Annotated in this window: 13 protein-coding genes, 11 tRNA genes and 1 other RNA gene; 6 read left to right on the top strand and 19 right to left on the bottom strand. The window is 68.9% G+C overall.

From position 1 onward, the window contains the following. Positions 1-33: 33 nt before the first annotated feature. On the bottom strand, positions 34-1,773 hold the full coding sequence (locus KXR53_RS28145; protein ID WP_437378613.1) for a GMC family oxidoreductase: 1,740 nt from the start codon (positions 1,771-1,773) through the stop codon (positions 34-36). A 244-nt stretch (positions 1,774-2,017) separates the two neighbouring features. Here KXR53_RS28145 and KXR53_RS28140 point away from each other — a divergent pair, with 244 nt between their 5' ends. The 4 genes from KXR53_RS28140 (at position 2,018) to KXR53_RS28125 (ending at position 5,742) form a co-directional block, all read left to right on the top strand. After that, positions 2,018-2,734, top strand: coding sequence for a FadR/GntR family transcriptional regulator (locus KXR53_RS28140; RefSeq protein ID WP_437378612.1), 717 nt, complete (start codon positions 2,018-2,020; stop codon positions 2,732-2,734). 35 nt (positions 2,735-2,769) lie between these two features. After that, positions 2,770-4,275 carry a GMC family oxidoreductase gene (locus tag KXR53_RS28135; protein ID WP_437378611.1) on the top strand — a complete coding sequence of 502 codons (1,506 nt, stop codon included), beginning with the start codon at positions 2,770-2,772 and terminating at the stop codon, positions 4,273-4,275. A gap of 138 nt (positions 4,276-4,413) precedes the next feature. Further along, positions 4,414-4,695 carry a hypothetical protein gene (locus tag KXR53_RS28130; protein ID WP_437378610.1) on the top strand — a complete coding sequence of 94 codons (282 nt, stop codon included), beginning with the start codon at positions 4,414-4,416 and terminating at the stop codon, positions 4,693-4,695. Between the two features lie 15 nt (positions 4,696-4,710). Beyond that, on the top strand, positions 4,711-5,742 hold the full coding sequence (locus tag KXR53_RS28125; RefSeq protein ID WP_437378699.1) for a Clp1/GlmU family protein: 1,032 nt from the start codon (positions 4,711-4,713) through the stop codon (positions 5,740-5,742). Here the strand turns inward: KXR53_RS28125 and KXR53_RS28120 are convergent. The 5 genes from KXR53_RS28120 to KXR53_RS28100 form a co-directional block, all read right to left on the bottom strand. Continuing rightward, positions 5,649-7,229: an aldehyde dehydrogenase (NADP(+)) gene (locus tag KXR53_RS28120; RefSeq protein ID WP_437378609.1), complete on the bottom strand. Its 1,581-nt coding sequence runs from the start codon at positions 7,227-7,229 to the stop codon at positions 5,649-5,651. The genes KXR53_RS28125 and KXR53_RS28120 overlap by 94 nt on opposite strands. A gap of 40 nt (positions 7,230-7,269) precedes the next feature. Beyond that, entirely contained in the window at positions 7,270-8,742 is a 1,473-nt protein-coding gene (locus tag KXR53_RS28115) for an FAD-dependent oxidoreductase (RefSeq protein ID WP_437378608.1), read from the bottom strand. 3 nt (positions 8,743-8,745) lie between these two features. After that, entirely contained in the window at positions 8,746-9,213 is a 468-nt protein-coding gene (locus KXR53_RS28110; RefSeq protein WP_437378607.1) for a YbhB/YbcL family Raf kinase inhibitor-like protein, read from the bottom strand. 256 nt (positions 9,214-9,469) lie between these two features. After that, positions 9,470-10,828, bottom strand: a complete 1,359-nt coding sequence (locus KXR53_RS28105) for a dihydrolipoyl dehydrogenase family protein (RefSeq protein ID WP_437378606.1) — start codon at positions 10,826-10,828, stop codon at positions 9,470-9,472. Beyond that, positions 10,828-11,700, bottom strand: a complete 873-nt coding sequence (locus KXR53_RS28100) for an alpha/beta fold hydrolase (RefSeq protein WP_437378605.1) — start codon at positions 11,698-11,700, stop codon at positions 10,828-10,830. The genes KXR53_RS28105 and KXR53_RS28100 overlap by 1 nt, the downstream gene beginning before the upstream one ends. A gap of 630 nt (positions 11,701-12,330) precedes the next feature. On the opposite strand from KXR53_RS28100, the gene KXR53_RS28095 reads away from it, so the two are divergent. Further along, positions 12,331-12,861, top strand: a complete 531-nt coding sequence (locus tag KXR53_RS28095) for a dihydrofolate reductase family protein (RefSeq protein ID WP_437378604.1) — start codon at positions 12,331-12,333, stop codon at positions 12,859-12,861. An 86-nt stretch (positions 12,862-12,947) separates the two neighbouring features. Here the strand turns inward: KXR53_RS28095 and KXR53_RS28090 are convergent. From KXR53_RS28090 to KXR53_RS28030, 13 genes are all read right to left on the bottom strand, one after another. Further along, a tRNA-Ser gene (locus KXR53_RS28090) sits at positions 12,948-13,042 on the bottom strand. A 1-nt stretch (position 13,043) separates the two neighbouring features. Beyond that, positions 13,044-13,117: transfer RNA gene (locus tag KXR53_RS28085), tRNA-Cys, on the bottom strand. A 24-nt stretch (positions 13,118-13,141) separates the two neighbouring features. Continuing rightward, positions 13,142-13,225 (bottom strand) — tRNA-Leu (locus KXR53_RS28080). Between the two features lie 12 nt (positions 13,226-13,237). After that, a tRNA-Leu gene (locus KXR53_RS28075) sits at positions 13,238-13,324 on the bottom strand. 18 nt (positions 13,325-13,342) lie between these two features. After that, positions 13,343-13,428 (bottom strand) — tRNA-Tyr (locus tag KXR53_RS28070). A 23-nt stretch (positions 13,429-13,451) separates the two neighbouring features. Continuing rightward, positions 13,452-13,525 (bottom strand) — tRNA-Gln (locus tag KXR53_RS28065). 36 nt (positions 13,526-13,561) lie between these two features. Continuing rightward, positions 13,562-13,655: transfer RNA gene (locus KXR53_RS28060), tRNA-Ser, on the bottom strand. Positions 13,656-13,670: 15 nt separating this feature from the next. After that, a tRNA-Pro gene (locus KXR53_RS28055) sits at positions 13,671-13,747 on the bottom strand. A 45-nt stretch (positions 13,748-13,792) separates the two neighbouring features. Then, positions 13,793-13,867, bottom strand: a tRNA-Gly gene (locus tag KXR53_RS28050). 8 nt (positions 13,868-13,875) lie between these two features. Further along, a tRNA-Leu gene (locus KXR53_RS28045) sits at positions 13,876-13,960 on the bottom strand. A gap of 13 nt (positions 13,961-13,973) precedes the next feature. Further along, an RNA gene (gene rnpB, locus KXR53_RS28040) (RNase P RNA component class A) lies at positions 13,974-14,258 on the bottom strand. Between the two features lie 16 nt (positions 14,259-14,274). Next, positions 14,275-14,351: transfer RNA gene (locus KXR53_RS28035), tRNA-Met, on the bottom strand. A 442-nt stretch (positions 14,352-14,793) separates the two neighbouring features. Then, complete coding sequence (locus tag KXR53_RS28030) at positions 14,794-16,464, bottom strand: DEAD/DEAH box helicase (RefSeq protein ID WP_437378603.1); 1,671 nt, start codon at positions 16,462-16,464, stop codon at positions 14,794-14,796. A gap of 145 nt (positions 16,465-16,609) precedes the next feature. On the opposite strand from KXR53_RS28030, the gene KXR53_RS28025 reads away from it, so the two are divergent. Then, positions 16,610-17,232, top strand: a 623-nt coding sequence (locus KXR53_RS28025; protein ID WP_437378602.1) for an SDR family NAD(P)-dependent oxidoreductase, incomplete at its 3' end; no start/stop codon positions are given.

The following is a 17,232-nucleotide window of genomic DNA, read 5'->3' as shown; positions in this document are numbered from 1 at the left end:
GTCGCACCCCTGTTTTTGGATTGTCGTTCAACCTTAACCACGACCGTATGCCCTCTGGTCGACCGTTTCAACCGTATTGTTTGGTTGAGCGGTGTTTGGTTGATGATTGGTTGTTTCATTGGTCGGGATCGCCGCCGGCGCCAGAGTGGGCACGCCGTGGATCAGGTCGGCGGCGCGCTCGGCGATCATCAGCACCGGGGCGTTGATGTTGCCGCAGGTCAGGTCGGGCATCACCGCGGCGTCGACGACGCGCAGGCCTTCGGCGCCATGCACCCGCAGCTGCGGGTCGACGACCGCTCCGTCATCGGCCGACACGCCCATCCGGCAGGTGCCGAGCGGGTGATGCACGGTGATCGAGGTGGCGCGGATGTAGGCATCGATCTCGGCATCCGAGGCCTTGGCCGCGCCGGGTGCGGATTCGCGGGCGACGAAGCGGGCCATCGGGCCCTGCGCCATCACCTCCCGCGCCATCCGGATGCCGGCGCGCAGGCTCTTCCAATCCCCGTCGGTCGCCAGGAAGTTCTGGCGGATCACCGGTGCCGCCATCGGATCGGCGGAGGCGAGGGAGACGGTGCCGCGGCTCTCCGGCTGGATCGCCACCACACGGCAGGCGAAGGCATCGGTGAAGGGCTGCTTGAACGGCTTGAAATAGGGCCAGGCGCCGAGCGGCGCCGCAGTCAGCAGGAACTGCACATCCGGCAGCGACAGCTCCGCCCGGCTCTTCAGGAAGGCGACCACGCCGCCCGGCACATCGGCGGCGAAGCCCTTGCCGAAGGCATAGGCCTTGCCGAGCTCCAGCACGATCCGATCGGCCCGCATCATCCGGTGGAACGGCCCCGGCTCGCGCCGCTGGTACATCAGGATGGTCGAGACATGGTCCTGCAGGTTGCGGCCGACGCCTTTGAGCGGGATGCGGGTGCCGATGCCCTGCGCCGCCAGCCGGTCGGGATCGCCGATGCCGGACAGCATCAGCAGCTGCGGGCTGTTGATGACGCCGCCGGACAGGATCACCTCGCGATCCGCCCGGGCGGTCCTGATCTGGCCGTCCTTGACGTATTCGATGCCGATCGCGCGGGTTCCCTCGAACAGGATGCGCGTGGCCATCGACCCGACCGAGACGGTCAGATTCGGCCGCCGCAGCGCCGGCCGTAGATAGGCGGTCGCCGCGCTGCAGCGCCGGCCGTCGCGAATGGTCATCTGCAGCCGGCCGAAGCCCTCCTGCCGGGCGCCGTTGTAGTCCTCGGTCCAGCCATGCCCGGCGGCCTGCCCGGCGGCGGCATAGGCCTCGAGCAGCGGGTCCTGGTAGCGGCAATGCTGCACCCGCATCGGCCCGTCGCCGCCACGCCAGGCATCCGCGCCGTCTTCCCAGGATTCGAGCCGCCGGAAATAGGGCAGGGCGTGGACGTAGGACCATTCCTCCAGCCCGGAGGCGGCCCAGCGGTCGTAGTCGCCGCGATTGCCGCGGACATAGGCCATGGCGTTGGTGGAGGAGGAGCCGCCGACCACCTTGCCGCGGGCGCATTCCACGCGGCGACCGTCGACACTGGCCTCGGGCTCGCAGAAATACATCCAGTCGTGCAGCCGCTTCTGCAGGATCTTGCCCCAGCCGAGAGGGATGTGGATCCACGGGTCGCGATCCCAGCCGCCGGCCTCCAGCAGCAGCACGCGGCGGGCGGGATCCTCGCTCAGCCGCGCGGCGAGGACGCAGCCGGCGGAGCCGGCGCCGACGATGATGGTGTCGTAGCCGGCGGCGGGGCTCACGGCGTCCCCCATTCCGTCGGGTCCGTCGACCGGGCGCGGTCGACCGGTTGTCCGGGCATCGGAAGCCTCCTGTCGGGGCTGCGCCGATCTGGGCGGCGCTTGCCGGGAACAACTCGACCACTGCCAACCATTCTTGTCAACCATGGCGAATGGTTGATATGGTGGCCCATGTGGTCGGAACTGCCGATGCTGCGGCTGTGGTGGACCGGCCGCCGGAACAGACGTCAAGAAACCGAAGCAAGCCAGAGGGACCAGGATGAACCGATCGGCGCCTTCCGATCACCAGAACGCCGACGATCAGACGCCAGATCCCTCCACCCGCGACGACAGCCTCGCCGAGATCGTCGCGGCGCTGCGCGGCATTCTGGCCGAGGGCAGCGGCACGCCTTCGGAGCGGGCATTGGCGGAGCGGCTGAATGTCAAGCGGCACCGGCTGCGCCGGGCCCTCGACCAGCTGCGCGCGGCGGGGGAGCTGGGGCCGGCGCGGACCGGGCGGCCGCGGACCTCGGCTCCGCGGCGGGGCGATGACCTCGCCCGCGACACCAATCCGGTCGAGATCATCGAGCTGCGCATGATGCTGGAACCTGCGCTGGCCCGGCTGGCCGCGCTGCGCGCCTCACCTTTCGAGATCATGCGCATCCAGCGTGCCGCGAGCACGCCGGCGGGGGCGTCTGCTGGGGCGGTCGATCTGGCCTTCCACAAGGCGGTGGCGGCCGGCGCCCGCAACAGCTTGGCGACCGAGCTCTACGCCTTGATCCGCCAGGTGGCGACCGACGCCCGGCTGCGCTTCGGCAACAGCGACAACCCGAGCTGCCCGAACCGACTGCGGCAGCGCGACGCCGAGCACAAGGCGATCGCCGACGCCATCGCGGCGCGCGATCCGGCTGCGGCGGAACAGGCGATGCGGGCCCATCTCGGGGCGGTGCAGCGCCAGATCTTCGACCGCCTCGGCCCTGGCATGGCCGTGGCCTGACGGCCCTTCCCCCCATCGCAGCGGAGCACGCGGTCATGGCCGGTTTCGACGTGCTGGTGATCGGCGCCGGCTCCGCCGGCTCGGTGGTGGCGGCGCGGCTCAGCGAGGATCCCTGCCAGTCCGTCGGCCTGATCGAGGCCGGGGCGATGCCGACCGATCCGGACATCGCCGTGCCCGCACAATGGCCCTTCCTGCAGGGACGGGCCTACGACTGGGCCTATCGCACCGTGGCCCAGCCTGGCACCGCCGGCCGCGTCCACGACTGGCCGCGCGGCCGCGTCGTCGGCGGTTCCAGCTGCCTGCACGCGATGGCGCATGTCCGCGGCCATCCGGACGACTTCGCGCCCTGGGCGGCGGCGGGCGGCCCGGGCTGGTCCTACGAGGCGCTGCTGCCGGCCTTCCGCCGCAGCGAGCGCTTCTCGGGCGGGGCATCGGCCGTTCACGGTGATGCTGGGCCACTCGACGTGCTGCTGCCGGACGAGCAGATCCATCCGCTGGTCCGCGCCTATATGGAGGCGGGCCTGGCGATCGGCGCGCCCTGGCTCGGCGACCACAATGCCGGGCCGCTGGCCGGGGTGGCGCCGAACCAGCTGACGATCCGCGATGGACGGCGCCTCAGCGTCGCCGACGCCTATCTCGCGCCGGTCCTCGGACGGCCGAACCTGACGCTGCTGACCGAGATCCTGGTCCATGACTTGGTATTGCAGTCCGGCCGGGTCCGCGGCGTGCGGGTCACCCGGCACGGGGCGGAGGAGATCGTGACCGCCGACCGGATCGTGCTCTGCGCCGGCGCGGTCGCCTCGCCGCTGCTCCTGATGCGGTCCGGCATCGGCGACCCGGAGACCCTGCGTGGGGCCGGCATCGCCTGCCGGCACGAATTGCCGGAGGTCGGCCGCAACCTGCACGACCACCTGCTCGCCGCCGGCAACGTCTACCGCTCCAGGCGGCCGGTCGCGCGGTCGCGGCTGCAGCATTCGGAATCGCTGATGTATCTGGACAGCGACGATCCCGTCCGGGCCGAAGGGGCGCCGGACGTCGTCCTGGCCTACGTCGTGTTGCCGGTGGTGACCGAGGCCTTCGACCGGCCGGCGGCCGGCACCGCCTATACGATCATGTGCGGCGTCACCCATCCGACCAGCCGCGGCTCGATCCGGCCCGGCGGGCCTTCGGTCACGGACGATCCGATCATCGATCCCGCCTATCTCTCGACCGAGCACGACCGCCGAACCTTCCGGGCGGCGCTGCGCCTGGCCCGCATAGTCGGCCGGGCCGCACCGCTCTCGGACTGGAGCGACGGCGAGATCCTGCCCGGCCCGGGGGTGGAAACGGATGAGGATCTCGACGTTTTCCTGGCTAGGGCAGCGATGACCCATCATCATCCGGTGGGCACCTGCAGCCTGGGGCCGGTGGTCGACGGCTCGCTGCGGGTGTGCGGCATCGACAATCTTTTCGTCGTCGACGCTTCGGTGATTCCCTCGGTCACGAGCGGTCCGATCAATGCCGCGGTGATCGCGATCGCCGAAACCTGGGCCGCCGGCTGACGGCTGGCGGGAAACGATTTCGCCGCATCCCGTGTTGCATCTGCGTGGCCAGAGGCGAAGCTGGCGTCGGCCGCGGAGGCAAGCATGTTCAGAGTCGGGAGCTCGAGGCTTCACTCGGCGGCGTTCGAGCCACCCCTGGTGTTCGCGATCGGCGGCCGAAGCGAGGCGCTGTACACGGCGGCGGACCTGCTCTCCTATATCGACCGCACCATCGGGCCGTCCTCCGGATCCAGCGTTGAGCCGCATCTGCGTGAAGGCGCGTTGCAACTGATGCGGTATCTGCACGCGACGGACGACGCGGGCGCCGCGCGCGTCGGAAGCAATCTTCGGGTGCGGGCGGTGCAATGGCTCGAAGCCATGGGAGCGCGCCTGGCGCTGGACGATCTCGACCAGCTGGTGAGCGTCGCGGGAAGGAAGTAGGCGGCCTTGGCGTTCATGTCAGGGGATCAGAACGGCGAGTCCCGTCCGGTGCTCGACATTCCTGACGACTGGAGCCGGGCCCTCCATGCGATCCTCGCGGGAGGCATCCGCCGGATCGTCGTTATCGGAGCGGCCGATGTCGGAAAGAGCAGCTTCTGCCGTGCTCTCCTGGCTCAGGCGCTCCGGCGGCGGCGCAGCACCGCTCTCGTCGATGCCGATGTGGGTCAGAAGACGGTCGGACCGCCTGCCGCCGTCACGCTCTGCCATGAGGACGATCCTGCGAAGACCGCCGCCCTCGCATTCGTCGGCACGACCAACCCGGTTCATGGGTTCGCACAGGTCGTGACCGGCACGCGGCGGCTCGTGGACGAGGCCGAAGCCGATCTCGTCGCGGTGAACACCAGCGGATTGCTCAGCGGCGTCGGCCAGCGTCTCAAAGCGGCGAAGCTGGCGGCCGTGCGCCCCGATCTCGTCGTCGCCCTGGGCAGCGGGCGGCATCTGGATGCCCTTATCGCCCAGGAGGAGGACAGACCCGTTCTGCGGCTTCTTCCCTCTCCCGACGCACGACGCAAGACCCGATCTCAGCGCGAGCAGGCCCGCCGAAATGCGTTCCGACGGTATTTCGAGGGAAGCTCGGTCTGGCGCCTGAGCACGGACAGCCTGGCCGGAATCGGCCCACGCGACCTCCCCCCTCGGCTGCTCGTCGGTGTTTCGGACGAGGCCGGCCGCGATATTGCCCTGGCGATTCTGATCGAAGTGCAACCGGCTGAACGTCGGCTGAGGCTGTTCGGACCCGATGCTCAGGCGACTGCGTCGCGCGTTCTGCCCGGCAAGCTGCGCCTCGACGAGATCTTTCGCGAGCTGCCGATGCCACATGAGCCCGGTCCGGACAGAAGGGAAGCCGGGTGCTTGAAGCGGGACGAAACGGGAGGCGCGGGGCGTCGCCTCTCTCGTCAGCGGCGCATCCCGTCGACAAGATGCGGCAGCCTCCTGAAGCCCTCCGGCCGCAGCTCCGGCAGCAGCAGCTCTTCCGGCAGGTCCTGGTAGCAGACCGGCCGCAGGAAGCGCCGGATCGCCAGCGTCCCCACGGAGGTCGAACGGCTGTCGGAGGTGGCGGGGAAAGGCCCGCCATGCATCATGGCATGGCCGACCTCGACCCCCGTCGGCCAGCCATTGGCGAGGATGCGGCCGGCCTTGCGCTCCAGGATCGGGATCAGACGGCGGGCGAGGTCGGCATCCGGCGCTTCGACATGGAGCGTCGCGGTCAGCTGGCCTTCCAGCCGCTCGGCCACGGCCACCATCTCCTCGACAGTCGTGCAGCACACGATCAGGGAGGAGGCGCCGAACACCTCATGCGCCAGCCGCTCATCCGCGGCAAAGCTGACCGCCTCCGTGCTGAACAGAGCGGCCGGGCTGCGGTTGATGCCGTCGCCGGCCTGGCCGCGCGCCACCGTCCGCACGGCCGGATTGCTCTCGAGCGCCTGCACGCCCGCCGCGAAGGCCTTGTGGATGCCTGCCGTCAGCATCGGCGCGGGCTCCCGGGCCGCGAGCGCCGCGCCCGCCACCGCGGCGAAGCGGTCGAGATCGGCCCCGTCGATGGCGAAGATCAGGCCGGGATTGGTGCAGAACTGGCCGGCGCCCAGCGTCAGCGAGTCGACGAAGCCGGCGGCGATCGCCTCGGCCCGGGCGGCGAGGGCGGCGGGCAGCAGGAACACCGGGTTGACGCTGCTCATCTCGGCATAGACCGGAATCGGCTCCGGCCGCTGCGCCGCGACCGAGACCAGGGCCAGCCCGCCTTGGCGCGACCCGGTGAAGCCGACCGCCTTGATGTGCGGGTGCCTGACGAGAGCCGTGCCGGTGTCGACGCCGCCGGGGAGCAGCGAGAACACGCCCTCCGGCATGTCGCATTCGCCGGCCGCCGCCAGGATGGCGCGGCCGACCAGCTCGCCGGTGCCGGGATGCGCCGGGTGCCCCTTCACCACCACCGGGCAGCCGGCGGCCAGCGCCGAGGCCGTGTCGCCGCCGGCCACCGAGAAGGCCAGCGGGAAATTGCTGGAGCCGAACACCGCGACCGGGCCGAGCGGGATCTGCCGCAGCTTCAGATCGACGCGCGGCAGCGGCTGCCGCTCCGGCTGGGCCGGATCGATGCGCAGGTCGAGCCACTCGCCACTTCGGACCACTTGGGCGAACAGGCGCAGCTGTCCCACGGTGCGCGCCCGCTCGCCCTCGATGCGGGGCTTCGGCAGCCCGGTCTCGGCGATCGCGCGGTCGACGAGAATGTCGCCGAGCTCGAGGATGTTGCGGGCGATCGCCTCCAGGAACCGCGCCCGCTCCTCGAGGCCGGTCTGGCGATAGGCGTGAAAGGCGGACCAGGCGAGCTCGCAGGCCTGCGCCACCTCCGCCTCGCCGGCGAAGGCGAAGGGGGGATCGAGCCCGGCGCCGGTGTCGGGGTTCACGGCGCGCAGCGGCCGTTCGGCCGGGCTGATCGCGACTGCGCCGATCAGAATATCGCCGGTGATCGTCTTCGATAGCATGGCGTTGGTCCCGTTTCGGGCGGTCGAGGATCTCGGGCTCTCATTCGAAGTTCGGCAGCGGTTCTTTCGCAGGCCCATGGATGACCGTCCCATCGGCGGCGAAGATCGAGCCGTGGCACGGGCAGTCCCAGGTGCGGTCCGCGTTGTTCCAGGTGACCGTGCAGCCCTTGTGGGTGCAGGTCGCGGAGAGCAGGGAGAGCGTTCCCGCCTCGTCCCGCCAGGCGGCGATCTTGTCCTCGCCGCGCATGATCACGCCGCCCTGGCCGGGCGCGATCTCGTCGGGGCTCGAGACGATCGACTGGCTGTCGCCGCTCTTGTGGAAGTCCTCCGGATAAGGGCGCGTGGGGTCGTAGAGCGCCGTCCAGGGGCACGGCCGGCCGGCGATCCGATCGGCGATCATCAGGCCAGCCGCCGTCCCGTTGGTGATGCCCCAGGCGTTGAAGCCCGTGGCGACGTGGAAGCCGGGCGCCTTCTCCGGGGCCGGCTCGCCGGCATAGGCGATGCGGTCCGCCGTGTCGTAATCCTCGTTGCACCAGCGCCACGCCACCTTCCGGACCGGCAGATGGGTCCGGGCCCAGCCTTGCAGCTCGGCGAACCGGCTGGCGACATTCCCGTCCTGGCCGGTGGCGAAGTGAGGCCCGAGGGCGACGAGCAGCGGACCGTCGGCATCGCGGCCGGTCCGCAGCGACCGCGTCGGCTCCTCGACGGTGATGAACATGCCGTCGATCACCAACGGATCGTCGATGCGGAAGGCCATCGCGACGTGGCTGCGCGGCTGCGTCCGGCCCGACATGTCGACGGGGCTCTTGATGCTCATATTGGTCGCGACGACCACGTTGCCGGCTTCCACCGTGCCGCCGTCGGTGGCGACGCGCCAGCGGCTCGCCTCGTCAATGGCTTGGACACGGCTGTTCTCGTGGATCTGCCCGCCGAGGGCCTCCACGACGGTGGCGAGGCCGGTCAGATAGCGGGCCGGGTTGAACTGGGCCTGATCCGGGAAGCGCAGCGCGCCTGCGGTGTCGAAGGGAAGCGGGGCGCTGTCGAGCACCTCCGCCGCCAGCCCCAGCTGCCGCGCGGCGTCAGCCTCCGCCGCGATCCGGGCGCGCAGCGCCGGGTCCTGCGTATAGGCGTAAGCGGGCTTCGTCTCCAGATCGCAGCCGATGCCGTGCTCGGCGATCCAGCGCTTGATCTGCTCCGCCCCGGCGCTGTTGGCCTGGGCATAGTCGCGGGCGCGGTCGAATCCCAGGCTGTCGATCAGGTCGCGGTAGATCAGCCGGTGCTGCGTCGTGATCTTGGCCGTCGACCGGCCCGTCACCTGTCGCCCGATCCGCAGCGCCTCGACGACGATGACGGGGCGCCCCGCCTCGAGGAGGCGCAGGGCCGTGGTGAGGCCGACGATGCCGGCGCCCACCACCACCGTCTCGGCGTGCGCGGAGCCCTCCAGCGGTGGGTAGCCCGTCCCTTCGGCCGTCCCGGTCCAGCAGGAGCCGGGCTTTCCCGGAAGCCTGTGCATGGCCTATCTGCGTTCGTAGGTGCCGACGAGCTCCGCCTCGGCGATGACATGGGGTTTCGCCGCATCGAGCACGCCGGTGATCTTCGCCTTGCGGTCGCAATGCAGCGTCTCGACATCGAGGGCAGCGAGGCGGAAGTGATAGTGGTGGACGCCGTGGCCTTTCGGCGGCTGCGGCCCGTCGTAGTGGGGATTGCCGAAATCGTTCACCCCGTGGCCGAGGCTCTCGGTCTTGGCGCCGGCCGTGACGCCCTCCGGCAGGCGATCGCGATTGGCGTCGATCTCGTAGAGGCCCCAGTGACGGAACGTGCCGGAGGGCGCGTCGGGATCCTCCACCACCAGCATGAAGCTCTTGGTTCCGGCCGGCGGGTCCTTCCAGACGAGCGGGGGCGAGAGGTTCTCGCCATCGCGGGCGTATCTGTCCGGAATCCGTTCGCCGCTGCGGAACGCAGGGCTTTCGAGCGCGAATGCCATGGGTTCCTCCGTCGGTGTCTCATATGCTGATCAGAGCAGGTGTTCGATCCGGATCGGGAGCTGGCGGATGCGCCGGCCGGTCGCGTGGAAGACGGCGTTGGCGATGGCGGCGTTCACGCCGACGATGCCGATCTCGCCGATCCCTTAAGACGTTCATGGGGAGGCTCATCGAGATGCCGGCCGGTCGTGCGGCCGTCCGACCAGCGAACATGCGGCCGCGGCCCTCGGTTCCAGCAGGCGCGGTGAGAGTTGCCGGTCAGAGCATGTAGGCGATGTCGGAGGCGCCGGTCGGATAGGCGAACATGGTGGATTTCATCTGCCCCGCCGTGAGGTCGTGACGGATCGCCAGGGCGAACAGGTTGATCATCTCCTCGGCGTGGGGGCCGAGCAGATGGGCGCCGAGGATCCGGCCGGTTTTCTCCTCCACCAGCACCTTGAATCCCGACACCGGCTCGGCGGCTTGCCGCGCGGTGAACCAGTCGGAGGTCTTCCGGCATTGCACCCGGAACGCCAATCCGCGCTCGCGGGCCTCGGCCTCGCTCAGCCCCACCGCGGCGATCGGCGGAACGGTGAAGGCCACGCTGGGCACGCCGCGATAATCCGGCTTCCGCCGATTGCCCTCCAGCAGGTTGGCGGCGACGACCTCGGCGTCGTGGCTCGACACCGGGGTCAGCGGCGGCCCCACATTGGCGGCATCGCCCGCCGCATAGATCGTGGGGTTCGAGACGCTGCGCAGATGGTCGTCGAGCCGGATCCGGCCGTCCTGCGTCTCCACCCCGGTGGCGGCGAGATCGAGCGCATCGATCGCCGGCGCCCGTCCGGCGGCATGGACCACGAGGTCGGCCTGGAAGCGCTCGGTCGCGCCTTGCGACCGGGTCAGGATCGAGAAGCCCGTCTCGGTCCTCTCGATGGCCTCGACCGCCGTGTTCGTATGCACGTCGATGCCGATGTCCCGGAACTTCTGCATCAGCCAGGCGACCAGGTCCGGATCGAAGCGCTTCAGCATGCGGTCGCCCCGCTGCAGGACCGTCACCCGCGCGCCGGCCCGGGCCGCGATGTGCGAGAACTCCGCGGCGATATAGCCGCCCCCGACCAGCAGGATGCGCGGCGGCAGCTCGTCGAGCGTCATGAACGCCTCATGGGTCACGAGGTGCTCCTCGCCCGGAATGCCGAGCCGCACCGGCTCGGCGCCGGCAGCGATCAGAACGTGCCGGGATTCGAGATCGTTGCCGTCGACCTCCAGCTTGTTCCGGCCGGTAAACCGGGCAAGGCCGTGGAAGGCGTCGATCCCGGCATCGACATATTGCTGCTCGCGACTTGCGGGAACGGGATCGGTGAAGCTCCGCTTGAAGGCGACCAGCTCGGGCCAGCCGATGCGCAGATCTCCCGCGACGCCGTTGCCGTGCATGCGCCGCGCCCGGTCGAAGGTCTCGGCGCCGCTCACCAGCATCTTCTTCGGATCGCACCCCCTGAGCGCGCAGGTGCCGCCGAACGGGCGATGATCGATCACGGCGACCCGCCAGCCGGCGGCGCGGCAGGCCGTCGCCACGGTCGTCGCCGCAACGCCGGTGCCGATGACCACGAGGTCGTAGGTGAGATGGTATCGCTCGACCATTACCGCGACCAATAGCGCAGGCCCGGGGACGGTTCCTGACCGGCCGGCCACCTCAGCAGACCCGTATGCTCGGGGATGAATGAACGGGTGACGTCCGCCAACTCCCGGGGGGCGGTATACACCAGAGTGTGGGCGACGCGCGGGATCTCGACGAAGTGCCCGTCCGGCAGGAGATCCACCAATTGCCGGGTCCAGCCCGATCGGCAGATCGGGTCGCACTCCCCGCGCACGACCAGCGTCGGCGCCCGGATGTGCGGCGCCTGATCCTCGAGATGATCGTTCAGCGAATGCTGGAAGGTCCGCAATACCCGGAGAAAGCCACATCTCCGGTAGTCATCCCAGCAGATCGGGTCCAGCGACTTCGGATTGTATTTTCCGTTCTGACGCCAGCGGACGAACTGCCAGAACCACGACCGCTCCTCCGGCGGCGTCGTCGGACCCTGCAGGATAGCCCGGCCGACGAGGTCGGGGTGGCGGACAGCCAGATGGCCGATGACCTGGCATGCCTGCGAATTGCCGAGGATGGCTGCCCGGGCGAGCCCGACCGTGCGCATCCAATCGGCCAGGGCGTCGCCCAGGCCCATCATGTCCAGAACCTGCTCGGGGTGGCCGCTGTTTCCGAACCCCGGCAGGTCCGGAACGTAGACGCGGCAATCCATGGCGAGCTCGCTGGCCACGGGCATCATGTAGCGATGCGACAGCCCGAGCCCATGCACCAGAACCAGAAGCGGCGCCTCGGGCGGAAGCTCGCGATCCGACACCATCATGTGAACCGACAGGCCGTTCACGTCCACCGCCGCGCTGCGGAACCGGACCTGGTCACGGTTCGAACGGTTCGAGTCTCGCTCCTGAAGCTCCGGCGGGCACATCATCTGCGAGGCCTGACCCCCGGCAGGTCAACTCGGGCGGCCCGAGGATGGTTTCAACGGAATGGGGCAGGGGCGGCGGAGAACAGGCGCTCAGGGGAAACTCCTGGGCGGCAGCCGCCGTTGCTTCGGCGGAAAGGCCCGTCGAGCTGCAGCGGCCGAATGCGAGAGGCATGACATGACCACGTGCCGTACCCCGATTGATTGGACTGTCGAATTCGCCGGCAACAGCGGGACGCTTTCATGCGGCGCGTACAAAGGGCGGTTCGAGGTGGACCGGGCCGGCGTGGTGCAGATCACCTGGGAGAATGGACCGGGGCCGGGACAAGACTACGGCGATGTGATCCGCGCAGCGAAGGAGGCGTGCGAGAGGGCGATCAGACCGAGATAGGGCCTGCCACCCGAAGCCGAAGGCGCAGGGTGGCGGGCCTACGGGATAGCGATGAGAACTATACCTACGCCATAGCCCTCCATCACTCCTGGATATACCTACGAGCGAACGGCAATACTGGATGGCAAGCGGGCATCTGGCTGTTCGTCAAACCGACAACGCGACGCGCAGTTTGCGGCCAACCTCACTTCAGCGAAACGGCGATTTGAGCTATTCTGAAGATCTCGGGGTGGAGATTTAGTAGCATGGCGAAGCTTGTCTTTGGAATGAACCTATCTCTGGACGGCTACGTCGACCACATGGAAATCCAGACAGGCCCCGCGCTCTTTCGCCACTGGATAGAGCACGTGCGCGACCTGACCGGCAGTGTGTATGGTCGGCGCATGTACGAGGTCATGCGTTATTGGGACGAAGACCGTCCTGAGTGGAGTGCGGAGCAACACGAGTTCGCGGCGGCGTGGCGGCGCCAACCGAAGTGGGTCGTGTCGCGCTCATTGAAGTCGGTCGGCCCCAACGCGACTCTTGTCGAGGATGACGTCGAGGCGGTGATACGAAGCCTGAAGGCTCGGCTCGTTGGGGAGATTGCAGTTTCCGGACCAGACCTAGCACGAAGCTTAGCTGACCTTGGTCTTATCGATGAGTATCGACTCTACTTCCACCCTATCGTGCTTGGTCGCGGCAAGCCATTCTTTGCCGGCCCACGGCCGCCGCTCCGCCTTGTTTCCACCGATCTCGTTGGCGAGGACACGGTTAGGCTGACGTACGTTCCTGCTTAATCGCGCGACTCGTCCGACGGACTGCGCCGACGGGTCAGATCGCTTTGGGGTCGTATATCGCGCTATAGCGTAGAACCGGCGGTTTATGGCGGAAGGGGAGGGATTCGAACCCTCGATAGGGGCTTTCGGCCCCTATAGCGGTTTAGCAAACCGCCGCCTTCAGCCGCTCGGCCACCCTTCCATGGAGGCGCCGGCCGGACTCGAACCGGCATAGGCGGAGTTGCAGTCCGCTGGATAGCCGTTCTCCCACAGCGCCTTGACGTGAATGTATCGCTAGATCTGGTGCGGCCGGCCGGACTCGAACCGGCACGCCATGGGCGCCGCATTTTGAGTGCGGTGCGTCTGCCAATTCCGCCACGGCCGCAGAGCCTAGCGTTGGTGCGACCGGGGAGAGTCGAACTCCCACGAGCTCTCGCCCACAGCGCCCTCAACGCTGCGCGTCTACCGGTTCCGCCACGGTCGCAAGGGAGCTGGATGACGATGGTGGAGGGGGTAGGATTCGAACCTACGAACTCAGGTGAGGGCAGTTTTACAGACTGCTGCCTTTAACCGCTCGGCCACCCCTCCAATGTCACTTCGAGAAGACGCTTTGGCTCGGGGCCGAGGATTCGAACCTCGATCACCTGGGCCAAAGCCAGGCGTCCTGCCGTTAGACGAGCCCCGACCGCGTGGCTTGCCACCCGAAGCCGAAGGCGGAGGGTGGCGGAGGGGGAGGGATTCGAACCCCCGAGGCCCTTTGCCGGGCCTTCCCGCTTTCGAGGCGGGCGCGTTCAGCCGGACTCCGCCACCCCTCCGTGATGGTTTCGCGCTGGTCGGAGTGGCAGGATTCGAACCTGCGACCCCCTCGTCCCGAACGAGGTGCGCTGCCAGGCTGCGCCACACTCCGCCTCTCACGCGCGCAAACCGGTTCGCGCTCGAGCTTTCCGACCGATGGAGCGGGCGATGGGGATCGAACCCACGACCCCGACCTTGGCAAGGTCGTACTCTACCACTGAGCTACGCCCGCACTCCAGTTGGTGCGCCCGGAGGGAGTCGAACCCCCACGCCTCGCGGCACATGGACCTGAACCATGCGCGTCTGCCAGTTCCGCCACGGGCGCGGAATCGAGATCGGGTATCGGATTTCCTGTAAGCCGGGTTCTGTCTAGGACTGCCATTCCTCTTGGACCGCTGTCGCCAGCCGTCTCCTTGCCCGCCACCATGGCCCTCCCCGACACGGGTCACAGGGCCTTTCTTGCGGTCGCTTCCCCCATCCTGTCGCCCGTTTCACCCGTTCCGGTCGGAACGGCTCGTCTCTGTTGCCGTGACTCGCCTTGCGGCGGGCAGGCGTTACCTGCTGGGGTGTGCCGGTGAAGCCCGGACTTTCCTCGCGCGTGGCGCGGCAGTCCGGAAATCCGATGTACGATGTTCAATTTGGTTGCGGGGGCAGGATTTGAACCTGCGACCTTCAGGTTATGAGCCTGACGAGCTACCGGGCTGCTCCACCCCGCGACAATGCCCGGGCAGGATGCCAGCCCGGGCAAGAGGAAAGAAAAACGACGACGCGCACCGAGCAGCGCGTTTCTCCTTCTTCTTCACCTGTGCAAGAACCATTTGCTTCACGGACAAGGATCGTCGCCTGGCTGGAGCCGGGATTGCAGATCTTTGCGCTGTCTGAGAAGCGGCGGCGCCGGATTCAAGCATCGGTGCCTGGCATCAAATATGGTGATCACTTCCCACGTTTCAAGGAGAGCGATCATCCTCGCCACTCTCATGTCGGTGCTGCCCACCTTCAGTCAAGAGGGCAGGGGAGTCAAAGTTTTCCGGTGCGAGGATTGCAAGGTCCAATATGGGGTCTGCTGGGGGTCAGTCAAGGGAAGTGAGGCCGGAGCTTCTCATCACTCCTATACTGGCGAGCTTGCCGCCTGCGAGGGCTGCCCGGCGGTCTGCCCGTTCAGTGCCTAGCCGGCTTCGGCCGGGGAGACCTGCCTTTCGGCGCGGGGCGGAAGGCTCGCTCCTCCTCGATCCGGATATGGTCGTCCTGAGTGTCCGGCCGACGGATCGAGGCGGCGAAGCGGCCGGCGGCGTGGCGCGCGATCTCGACCCGGGTCTGCCGCTCGGCGATCTCGATCCGGCCGATCTCGGCCTTGGTGACATGGCCGCGCCGGCACAGGAAGGGCAGCAGCCAGCGAGGATCCGCGTTGTTGCTGCGGCCCACATTCAGCCGGAACCAGGCCGAACCGTCGCCGCCCTCCTTCGCCTGGCGCGACGGGCGGCGCTCGGCCGACGGCACGCGCTCGGGCTGCGGCGTGAGCTCCTCAGGAGCGGGCAGAAGGCTGCGATGCAGGCGGACCAGCGCCAGAGCGAGGTTCTCCGCGCCGTGCTCGGCCAGCAGCGCCCGGGCCCCGGCCAGATCCTCCTCCGTCGCCGGCTCGGTCGGGCCGATGTCCCCGGCGAGGCGCTGCTGATCGCGGCCGCGGATCTCGTCCGCTGCCGGCGGCGGCGACCAGACCGCCTCGATCTGCGCCGCGGCGAGCAGCCGTTCGGCCTGGCGCCGGCGGTTGTAGGGCACCAGCACCACGCAGACCCCCTTGCGGCCGGCCCGGCCGGTGCGGCCGCTGCGGTGCAGGAGGACCTGACGGTCGTGCGGTAGCTCGGCGTGGATGACAAGGCCGAGATCGGGAAGATCGAGCCCGCGCGCCGCGACATCGGTGGCAACGCAGACCCGGGCGCGGCCGTCGCGCAGCGCCTGCAGCGCCCGATTGCGCTCGATCTGGCTGAGCTCGCCCGAAAGCGCCACGACGGCGAAGCCGCGTTCGAGGAGATTGCCCTGGAGGCGGCGGACCGCCTCCCGGGTCGAGCAGAACACGATGGCGCCGCGCGCCTCGAAGAAGCGGAGGATGTTGACCACCGCGCGCTCCGCCTCGTGCGGCGCGACCGGCATCGCCCGGTATTCGATGTCGCCATGCGGCTCGTCCCGCGGCGACATGGCGATGCGCAGCGCGTCATGCTGATAGCGCCGCGCGAGCGCGGTGATCTCCTTCGGCAGGGTCGCCGAGAAGAGCAGGGTCCGGCGCTGCGCCGGCGCGGTGTCGAGGATCGCCTCGAGATCCTCCCGGAAGCCGAGATCGAGCATTTCGTCGGCCTCGTCCAGCACCACGGCGCGCAGTTCCGAGAGGTCGAGCTGGCCGCGTTCGATATGGTCGCGCAGGCGCCCGGGCGTGCCAACGACGATATGGCATCCCGCCGCGAGCAGGCGCTGCTCGCGGCGCGCATCCATACCGCCGACGCAGGCGAGGACGCGGGCGCCGGCGGGCTGGTAGAGCCAGTCGAGCTCACGCTGGACCTGGAGCGCGAGCTCGCGGGTCGGGGCGATCGCCAGAGCGACCGGAGCCTTGGCGGGTCCGAACCGCTCGGCGCCGTCGGCCGATGGCAGGCCGAGCAGCGTGGCGCCGAGCGCGAGGCCGTAGGCGACGGTCTTGCCGGAGCCGGTTTGCGCCGAGACCAGCAGGTCCCGGTCCATGCTGTCGGGCTGAAGCACCGCGGCCTGGACCGGGGTCGGCTCGGCGTAGCCGCGCTCGGACAGGGCGCGGAGAAGGCTGGCGGGGGCATTGGAAAACGGCATGTCGCGCCTGATCCTCGGATATGCGGCATCCATGGCGAACTCATGGGCCACGGCATCATGTACCATGCGGCGGCCCGGCCGACGTGAAGGAGTCTGGAACCAGGGCTCTGCAAGAAGATAGTCGTGATCACGGGAGCTTCGAGCGGTGCCGGTCGTGCGACGTCACAGGCCTTCGCCGCGCCGGGAAGGTGGCGACGCCCGCTACCACGAGCCGGGCCAAAAGATCCTGACGACCGGCGCAGAAGGCGGAACTTCGATCGCGACGATCCGATTGAACCCTTTGCAAGCTTTCATCCGGCAGCACTTACGCCGGGAAACGGTGTTCTCGGGGCGGTCGATGGCACGGAAACTCCAGGATGCGGTCGTCGTTATCACCGGAGCCTCGAGCGGCATCGGCCGCGCCGCTGCACATGCCTTCGCCAAGCGCGGCGCCGCCCTGGTCCTGGCGGCGCGGCGGGAACGGGCATTGGAGGAGGCGGCCCAGGAAAGCCGCAATTTCGGCGCGCGGGCGATCGCGGTGCCGACCGACGTGACGGATCCACAGGCCGTGCAGGCCCTCGCCCGTGCGGCCATCGAGAATTTCGGGCGGATCGACGTGTGGGTGAACAACGCCGCCGTGACGCTCTTCGCGCGTTTCGAGGAGGCGCCGATGGACGCCTATCGGCGCGTGATCGAGACGAATCTGTTCGGGTATATCCATGGCGCTCGTGCAGCGCTGCCCCATTTCCGCGAACAGGGCCACGGCGTCCTCATCAACAACGCGTCGAT

Origin of the sequence: Inquilinus limosus (genome assembly GCF_051487185.1) — a bacterium.
Lineage (GTDB): Bacteria > Pseudomonadota > Alphaproteobacteria > DSM-16000 > Inquilinaceae > Inquilinus > Inquilinus limosus_F.
The sequence above is the reverse complement of the archived record's forward strand: the minus strand, read 5'-3'. Positions and strand labels throughout refer to the sequence as shown.

What these genes read in the sequence shown, in the direction of transcription:
- KXR53_RS28135 (WP_437378611.1), top strand. Translation starts at nt 2,770, where the DNA reads ATGGCCGGTTTCGACGTGCTGGTGATCGGCGCCGGCTCCGCCGGCTCG.
- KXR53_RS28145 (WP_437378613.1), bottom strand. Translation starts at nt 1,773, where the DNA reads ATGGGGGACGCCGTGAGCCCCGCCGCCGGCTACGACACCATCATCGTC.
- KXR53_RS28095 (WP_437378604.1), top strand. Translation starts at nt 12,331, where the DNA reads ATGGCGAAGCTTGTCTTTGGAATGAACCTATCTCTGGACGGCTACGTC.
- KXR53_RS28125 (WP_437378699.1), top strand. Translation starts at nt 4,711, where the DNA reads ATGTCAGGGGATCAGAACGGCGAGTCCCGTCCGGTGCTCGACATTCCT.
- KXR53_RS28100 (WP_437378605.1), bottom strand. Translation starts at nt 11,700, where the DNA reads ATGATGTGCCCGCCGGAGCTTCAGGAGCGAGACTCGAACCGTTCGAAC.
- KXR53_RS28030 (WP_437378603.1), bottom strand. Translation starts at nt 16,464, where the DNA reads ATGCCGTTTTCCAATGCCCCCGCCAGCCTTCTCCGCGCCCTGTCCGAG.
- KXR53_RS28120 (WP_437378609.1), bottom strand. Translation starts at nt 7,229, where the DNA reads ATGCTATCGAAGACGATCACCGGCGATATTCTGATCGGCGCAGTCGCG.
- KXR53_RS28105 (WP_437378606.1), bottom strand. Translation starts at nt 10,828, where the DNA reads ATGGTCGAGCGATACCATCTCACCTACGACCTCGTGGTCATCGGCACC.
- KXR53_RS28115 (WP_437378608.1), bottom strand. Translation starts at nt 8,742, where the DNA reads ATGCACAGGCTTCCGGGAAAGCCCGGCTCCTGCTGGACCGGGACGGCC.
- KXR53_RS28110 (WP_437378607.1), bottom strand. Translation starts at nt 9,213, where the DNA reads ATGGCATTCGCGCTCGAAAGCCCTGCGTTCCGCAGCGGCGAACGGATT.
- KXR53_RS28140 (WP_437378612.1), top strand. Translation starts at nt 2,018, where the DNA reads ATGAACCGATCGGCGCCTTCCGATCACCAGAACGCCGACGATCAGACG.